Genomic DNA, 7014 nt, shown 5'->3' with positions numbered 1-7014 from the left:
ACTATTTTTAGGGGGGATTACCTAGGGACACGGACAGGAGCCAGGATAGCTAGCAATGCTCTGACGAATAATCTCTTTTCGCGCTTCCCGTATTTCCCTGCTTGTGGGGGCGGCGACCTTTCTCTTTGGCTGGGGCGTGGGCTCGACCACAACCGATGGCTTCTGGACTGACAAGTATTTGGAAGACATCCAACCTCCTCCAAATGAAGTAACCACTTCAGCCCAAGAGCCATCCATTTTTTCTAATCGAACGCGAGCTCCGCGATCAAGGTGGCCCAGAATTGAGCGGGAGGTACTCGGCCCACTTCGGAGGCGGACGCGATTCCCAGTCACGAACAAATAGGCTGAGGCGTCCACCGTTGGCGACCGCGGCTGTTGTGCCGTTTTGCTGGCAGGATAACTGACAGCCAGTTGCTGCGTCACCGGAGGTGAAGTTCGGGCTTGCTTGGGAGGATCGCCGGAGCCGCCCCAGATAGCCCACACTAGTATTATCGCCCCTATCCACCATCTTTTTCTCATACCTAAAGGTAAGACCACAGAGTATTTTCATGCAAACTTTGAGTATGGTTTGTCTGGACCTGTCGCGCTTTCGTGCCGCCCCTGGTGCTAGTTTGTCAGGGTTTCTCAAGCCATCTATTCACTAAAAGGTAACCATCCATCCGGCTCTTCTAGAGTGAGTGTTTTATAGCACATTGAGCCGACCATCTCGTCGGACAAGATCCAGCAATCATTCAGCTTCGAAGCGAACGTTCCAGGAGCCGAACTGCTTCGCAGTAACGCTAAATCAAGAAACGTTGCACGTAGAAAAACACCTCGGACATAGAGTAGTATCTCGGTCCCATCACGTGGAGCTTCGTTCATTGGACGTATCGTGGCCACCAAGAAGACTTTCTCTAGTTAAGAAACAATCATGTTTGCTGGTTGCTACCAACTGAGCTTCAGTGCGCTCGAACAACGAGCCAGACGATATACGCTTCACGCTCGGTTGTGTGCTGTATATTCTAGCCATATTCTTCAAATAAGACCTTAACATTCGGCAACGGCCTCTCTTGCAATCACTTTGCTGAATACCCTTAGCGTGTGTCAAGTTTTTATGATTCCCGCATAAGCGATAATAATTGTTCGCGCAGCGAATTCAATCGAATTTTATGAAACTGAAGCAAAAATTCCAGAAGATGGAAACTCTTTGAAGCGGTGTCATTATATTTTTCATCAACAGATGAAGTAAATGATAAATATTTTGGGTCGAGTCGTTTCCGTTTGGTTGGTAATTCGCCTCTATTCTTTGAATTGCCGCCTATTGGAGAACTGTTGTGCCAACATCCATAATCGCCAGCTCAGAATTTCGATCAAATTTTACCCAAGACCAATTTGGGGGAAACTTTCTATTTCATCGCGACACCATAGGAGATGAGGGGTCGTATGAAGAATTGGTACATGAATTGGGGATTGAAGCCGTTCGGTTTCCTGGTGGCTCAATTACAGAAGAGCATTTCGATATTTCAAATCCCAACAGAGCGTCAACTGTTGACCAGAGTACTGGGCAAGAGTTGAGTTTAATTCCGTTGGATAATTGGTTAAGCATTGCGGGAGAGCTGAACTTGGCATCCACAATTGTGGTTCCTACCAGAGGTCTTCTATCAGAAGAAGCAGACAGCAATGGTGATCGCTATGTGGAATTTGATCGAAATGAGCTGTATCAGTTTGTTTCCGATGTCGTGCAAGGGGTGCATGGAGCTGGTGAAATTGCTGCATTTGAAATTGGAAACGAATATTGGGGTGCGGGACAGATGTCCTCAGTCGAATACGGTCGGCTTTCCAGCGAAATGTCAACCGTGATCGACGAAGCCCTAATGGATTCTCAAAATCTTGGCTTTGACACAGGTAATATAGATATTGTTGTTCAGGCTGGAACAAACTTTGATTTTGCCAGGCTTGAGGATTCCTACTCCGACTTGGATAGTGTCGATTCAATTCTATCTGAGCTCAGCGATGACTTTGGAATTGACTTCGAAAACGGCTACACATTCAATAACGGAGAGATAGACTGGACTAGAGTAAATAACGAACTTATTATGAATGAATTCAATCAAGTCGAAATTGGGTCAATAGACGGCGTAGCGGCCCATGTTTATACTCGTGGCGAAGCTAATCCAGATATGCGAGATTTTTCCACCTCGATGATTCAAGACACGTGGATGGAGCGCAATGAAGACTTAGAAACGTATGTCACTGAATGGAATCTTAGGTCAACCTCTTCGCTAGATGACGAATCTGATTACGGTCTTCGACAAGCTCACGAAATGCTCGAAATCGTAGAGCAGTTCCCTGAGCATGGTGTAGGTGCGGCCCACGCTTGGCCAATACTCCAGAACACTCGGAATGCACTTAGTTCAGGTTTTGAACACGAAGAACTCTCGGTGGGCGGTGAAATGTTTAGACTGATGGAGGAGAGTTTACCAGGGAACAGACCAATCGATCTTGTTGGTTCCAGCAATGAAGAAACAGAGTTATCAACTCCTAACGTCGATGTTCATGCTTTCGGTCAACCAGACGAACTTGTCTTGTTCTTATCCTCCAAGTCACTAGAAGTCACGTCTAGTGATTTTGACTTAAGCGGTCTGATTTCCGGAGGAGAGAATATTTCCGTAACGTTTCTCGGAGTACAGGAAGGAAGTGCTCCTGGAGACCGCTTTGCTATTCCAGACGTTCAAGAAGCGCCGGCCTCAGAGATCGCTAACGAGATCTTTACAGAGGGCGTACTGCACGCTGATCTGGACGCTTTGGAGGTTATGCGGGTTGTCGTTTCCCAACCGACTTGGAGCGAAGAGATGGAAACCTACTGGGAGGCAATCGATATTGCCGATGATGATATTGAAGGTGTATTCGATGGAGAAGATTTGATTGCCGCTCTGTCACTTGATCCAATCGTCGGCCCGGGTGTGGGCGACCCTGACCCTGAACCGGATCCGGAAGAAGAAGGGGATTTTGACGACGGAGGAGGTATGGGGATTGCAGCAGTATTGATTGGTCTTTTGCCGTTGCTTGCGTTAATTTTATAGTGGGGCGCGTTCAAGGTTTCGGGAACCGGGTGGGATTTTCAACTACAGTTGATTTAGAGATATTCTGCTCAAGTGTCGCAGTAATTCGGAAATTTCGAGACTCTCCTCTTTGACTATTTCATTAATTGAAGTTGCCAACCATTCTTCATAAGATCTGGCAAAGTTATTTTCTGGCGCATCAGGCCGCGGCCTTAATCTTGTTGGTAGGTCTCTTCCGTCTTCGTACCGTGATAGCCCTATGACTCCACAGTCAGAATAGAATTTAAACATCTTGTGGGGCGCCTCTTGCAACGACTCTTGTCTATCTAGTCAATTAAATCTCCAAACCTCATGCGCAATAGAGTGAATTATCTCATGTTTTGCAGTTTTGGAGCCAGCCTCAATATTAGCGTAAATAAATTTGTCCCGGCCCCCATAGTCTGTCATTAAAAGTAAAAAGTGCGCGAGTAGAATATCGTAGTTGGATGATATTTCAATCGAGTTCACGTCGGTCATGTCTTCGTATTTTTTCATAGGGAGATGTGGTGGGGTTGACCAGAGGGTTGAAAGCTCGGGGTGGTGTCTGTGCCCGATGGCGTGCTTGAGAAGGTGTCGTTTAGCGTAAGTAACAGCAAGGAGACCGGCCTTGGTCGCAACGTTCCTCAGTATATTTGACATAGTTTGTTCCCAGGTGGCAGATCGTACTCACCCAAAGTTCCGCACAATGGTTAACAAATGAATAACTTAGAATTTACCATTATTAAAAAATAATGATGTAATAAATTATCCATAAATTCTTAAAAAATGCCAACTGCAGTATGCACTAGATATGCATCCGCGTGACCAAGGTTTCACCAGATATCGAATGTCCTTGAATCGCTCTGGGCTTACTTTTATCGTAAATTTGACTCAAGGCCGCGCGCAACTTCGCAAGGTCAAGCTGTCTACGAATCTTTAGATGCTTAAATCGCGTAGGGTCAGGACCCATTGATTTCCGTCCAGCCGCGTGATTCTGACCCTCTCCCCAGTGTCTGCGCCATTGCAAACTGGAATTTTCCACCTTTGGATGGACAAAGGGGAAGGCCTATGGAGCGGAAGCGTTTTACAGAAGAACAGATCATCGGCGTGCTGTAGGAGAGCGAGGCAGATGCCGGGACTAAACACCGAAGATGGATGACATCTGTCTGCACCACGGCATCAGCTCAGCCAAGTTCTACAGCTGGCGGAAGAAGTACGGTGGCATGGAGGCTGGCGATGCCAAGCGTCTGAGTGAACCGCGCCGGGTTTGCCGGAGGCTGATTTCGGTTAGTTACGCGGCCCTGGGTTCAGTTTCCAGAGCGGCGTAGAAGTTTGTCTCGGCTTCTGCGGGCGGGATGTTCCCGATTGGCTCGAGCAGGCGGCGGTTATTGAACCAGTCAACCCATTCGAGGGTTGCGTATTCCACCGCCTCGAAGCTGCGCCATGGGCCGCGACGGTGGATGACCTCCGCCTTGAAGAGCCCGTTGATCGTCTCGGCAAGTGCGTTGTCATAGCTGTCGCCCACGCTGCCGACCGAGGGCTCGATGCCTGCCTCAGCCAGCCGTTCTGTGTATTTGATCGACAGATTCTGGCTGCCGCGGTCACTGTGATGCACCAGACCCATGCCCTTGACCGGGCGGCGTTCATGGACAGCCTGTTCGAGCGCATCGAGGACGAACCCGGCATGAGGGGTCGTGCTGACACGCCAGGATAGCAAACCGGAGATACAGAAGGCTCAGGACCCATTGATTTTCGCTTCGCTGCGTGATTCACGGCTCAAAAAAAAACCCAATTATCCACGAAACAAAGAGCGGGCCACTTTTCCGAGTTAGGCTCTTCCATTGCATTTGCAGTTTATCTACGCGACAAAGTGCTGATTTCTTTTGGATACTGCACAAGTCATTACAGGTGGGGAACCTCGAACCTTGAAAAAAGTGGCAATCGTTTTCCCTGCCTTTGCGACACTGATTTTCGCAGGCTTCATCCAGCCCATTGATACAATGCTGTTCGATGAGACGATGGATGTGGTCACGATAGCTTTGTTGCTCGCTTGGTCTGCTCCCGCTTTGCCGGCAGTCTTAGTCATCCTGAGGATTGCATTGCCAAGACCTGCATCACCGGCACTGATATGGCCAGTGGCAATCGCGGTTTTTCTGGCTGGGCTGTTTCTAACATTTGCCAGCACAGTTTTGTCGTCGCCTCACTCCACGCTTCTGTCGTTGACACATGGAGGTGCTCTCTCACTCGCAGGGGCTTCAAGCGTGCTTTGTTTGGCAATCGGGCGCATTGGTTCAAATGGAGTGCGATTGGCATTATCGGGAATGGCTCTGTCAGCCGCCGCTGCCGCCTGGTCTCTTCTGGCAGTTCCGTCTGTAGTATTCCAGGCCAAGCGCATTTCTGCGGGCTATCCTCTTTGCATTTCGCACCACGGGCCTTCGTTGGACGTCAGCTCCATCTGGGATTTGCGAGGGTTTGATTTCTACACAACGGATTCGGGATACAAATCAACTTCCGGCTGGTATTTTCACGGCATCCTAATCGTGGATGGCAACGATGGGCGTCAGTATTTCAACTGGTCGCCCCGTCGCTTTCGGTTTGACCGAGTTGAACACCCCGAACGATTTATCGCATCCTTGCGAAACCTCTGTGAGCCATCTTCCGCCTTTTGGTCTGAACTCTGAAAAATGCGAGGGTGCCAATCGCACAAACGATGCGATTCTTCCTCAACTCGTATGTGACGCTGTTAGGGCCACTTAAGCCCCCATTCAGGTGTTCTGCGAACCTGCCGACCGACTGCACAGCAGAGCAATCCCCGCATCTGTTCGACAACTGGGATTGGCTTCCAGACCGTAGTGGCGATCGCCTTTGTGCCGGACGCTGTTTTCCTGCTCCTGATCTTCACTTCCTGTTGGCGGTGGTTCCAACGCCAAAGAATTTCGTCCAGATATCTTTGAAGATGTTGCCGCCCCAGGCGGTGGTAAACACCGATCAATGCGCGCTGCACTTGGGAGTTCACAGCCTCCACGGTGTTGATGTGCGCCCCTTTGGAAGGCCGCGAATATTGTCGCTTGCCATGGTTGACAGTGTGGTGCGAAGCAAAGCTCTGGCCAATCTTCCGATAAGCGGTATTGCTGTCGGTCATGAGGGCCGATGAAGGATCAATCCACTCTTTCATGATCGGACCGAGTGTCGCGCCTTGCGCATTCGGGATCAGTGTGGCCTTCGCCTGCCCATTGCGATCCGCTGCGACCAACACCATTGGCTTACTTGTGCCCCGGCCACGCTTGTTCTTCACACCCTTCTTGAACTTAGGGGCACCACCGACATATGCCTCGTCCACTTCGACAACACCGTTCAATCTGGCGGAAACAGCCTCGCGGTCATCCATCAATTCCCGGATCGCATGCCCCAGCTTCCAAGCCGTTTTCTGGTTCACACCCAGGATCCGCGCCATGACGACGGAAGAGATTCCTTTGCTGGACGTCAGCACCAGAAAAATTGCTGCAATCCAGATCCGAAGATCCAGTTTCGTGGCATGCATCGGTGTCTTTGTGGTGACCGTGAATTGGAGACGACATTCGCGCTCCGAGCACTGATAGAGACCAGAGCGGGCAGACCGTCCGCGAATTGGTGTTGAACTGAGGCTGCCACAATGCGGGCAATGACGACCAGACGGCCAAACCATCTCTTCCAAAAAGATGCGAGCATGGCGTTCGCTGGGCATCTTTTTCCAGATGTCTCGAACAGATTTCAACTCTGTGATCATGCTTGTCTCCATCTCCGGGGGACGGCAATATTGGCCGAATCCGCGAATTCCAAAGAGACACGCCTCAAATCGCGCGAGTTTGGGGAACAAGTGTGTTTTCTATATGGTTTTCAACACCATGAAATCAGATACGCTTTGTTTCGTGGATAACTGGGAAAAAAAATGCGCGGTGAACATGTCTGATCTAAT

General features: G+C 49.7%; 4 protein-coding genes and 2 pseudogenes. 3 read left to right on the top strand and 3 right to left on the bottom strand.

Features of this window, described 5'->3' with window-relative positions:
- Positions 1 to 21: 21 nt before the first annotated feature.
- A complete protein-coding gene (locus FGE21_RS20670; protein WP_139665050.1) occupies positions 22 to 519 on the bottom strand; it encodes an SH3 domain-containing protein in 498 nt (165 codons plus the stop codon).
- A gap of 794 nt (positions 520 to 1313) precedes the next feature.
- Between FGE21_RS20670 and FGE21_RS19400 the strand changes: the two genes are divergently transcribed.
- Entirely contained in the window at positions 1314 to 3062 is a 1749-nt protein-coding gene (locus tag FGE21_RS19400; protein WP_139665049.1) for a hypothetical protein, read from the top strand.
- A gap of 1065 nt (positions 3063 to 4127) precedes the next feature.
- A pseudogene (locus tag FGE21_RS20540) lies at positions 4128 to 4309 on the top strand (transposase); the annotation flags it as partial.
- A 41-nt stretch (positions 4310 to 4350) separates the two neighbouring features.
- Here FGE21_RS20540 and FGE21_RS19390 read toward each other — a convergent pair.
- Positions 4351 to 4776 (bottom strand): annotated as a pseudogene (locus tag FGE21_RS19390) (integrase core domain-containing protein); the annotation flags it as partial.
- A gap of 208 nt (positions 4777 to 4984) precedes the next feature.
- Between FGE21_RS19390 and FGE21_RS19385 the strand changes: the two are divergent.
- Positions 4985 to 5740 (top strand): hypothetical protein, encoded by a 756-nt coding sequence (locus FGE21_RS19385; RefSeq protein WP_139665047.1) that lies wholly within the window; start codon positions 4985 to 4987, stop codon positions 5738 to 5740.
- A gap of 62 nt (positions 5741 to 5802) precedes the next feature.
- Here the strand turns inward: FGE21_RS19385 and FGE21_RS19380 are convergent, their stop codons facing one another.
- Positions 5803 to 6837 carry an IS1595 family transposase gene (locus FGE21_RS19380; RefSeq protein WP_139665051.1) on the bottom strand — a complete coding sequence of 345 codons (1035 nt, stop codon included), beginning with the start codon at positions 6835 to 6837 and terminating at the stop codon, positions 5803 to 5805.
- Positions 6838 to 7014 lie beyond the last annotated feature (177 nt).

This window comes from Phaeobacter sp. B1627, from assembly GCF_006265095.1.
Taxonomy (GTDB): domain Bacteria; phylum Pseudomonadota; class Alphaproteobacteria; order Rhodobacterales; family Rhodobacteraceae; genus Epibacterium.
Note: the sequence above shows the minus strand (reverse complement) of the source record. Positions and strands in the feature narration are given on the sequence as shown.

Coding starts and splice junctions, on each gene's coding strand:
- FGE21_RS20670 (WP_139665050.1), bottom strand. CDS start 519: ATGAGAAAAAGATGGTGGATAGGGGCGATAATACTAGTGTGGGCTATC.
- FGE21_RS19380 (WP_139665051.1), bottom strand. CDS start 6,837: ATGGAGACAAGCATGATCACAGAGTTGAAATCTGTTCGAGACATCTGG.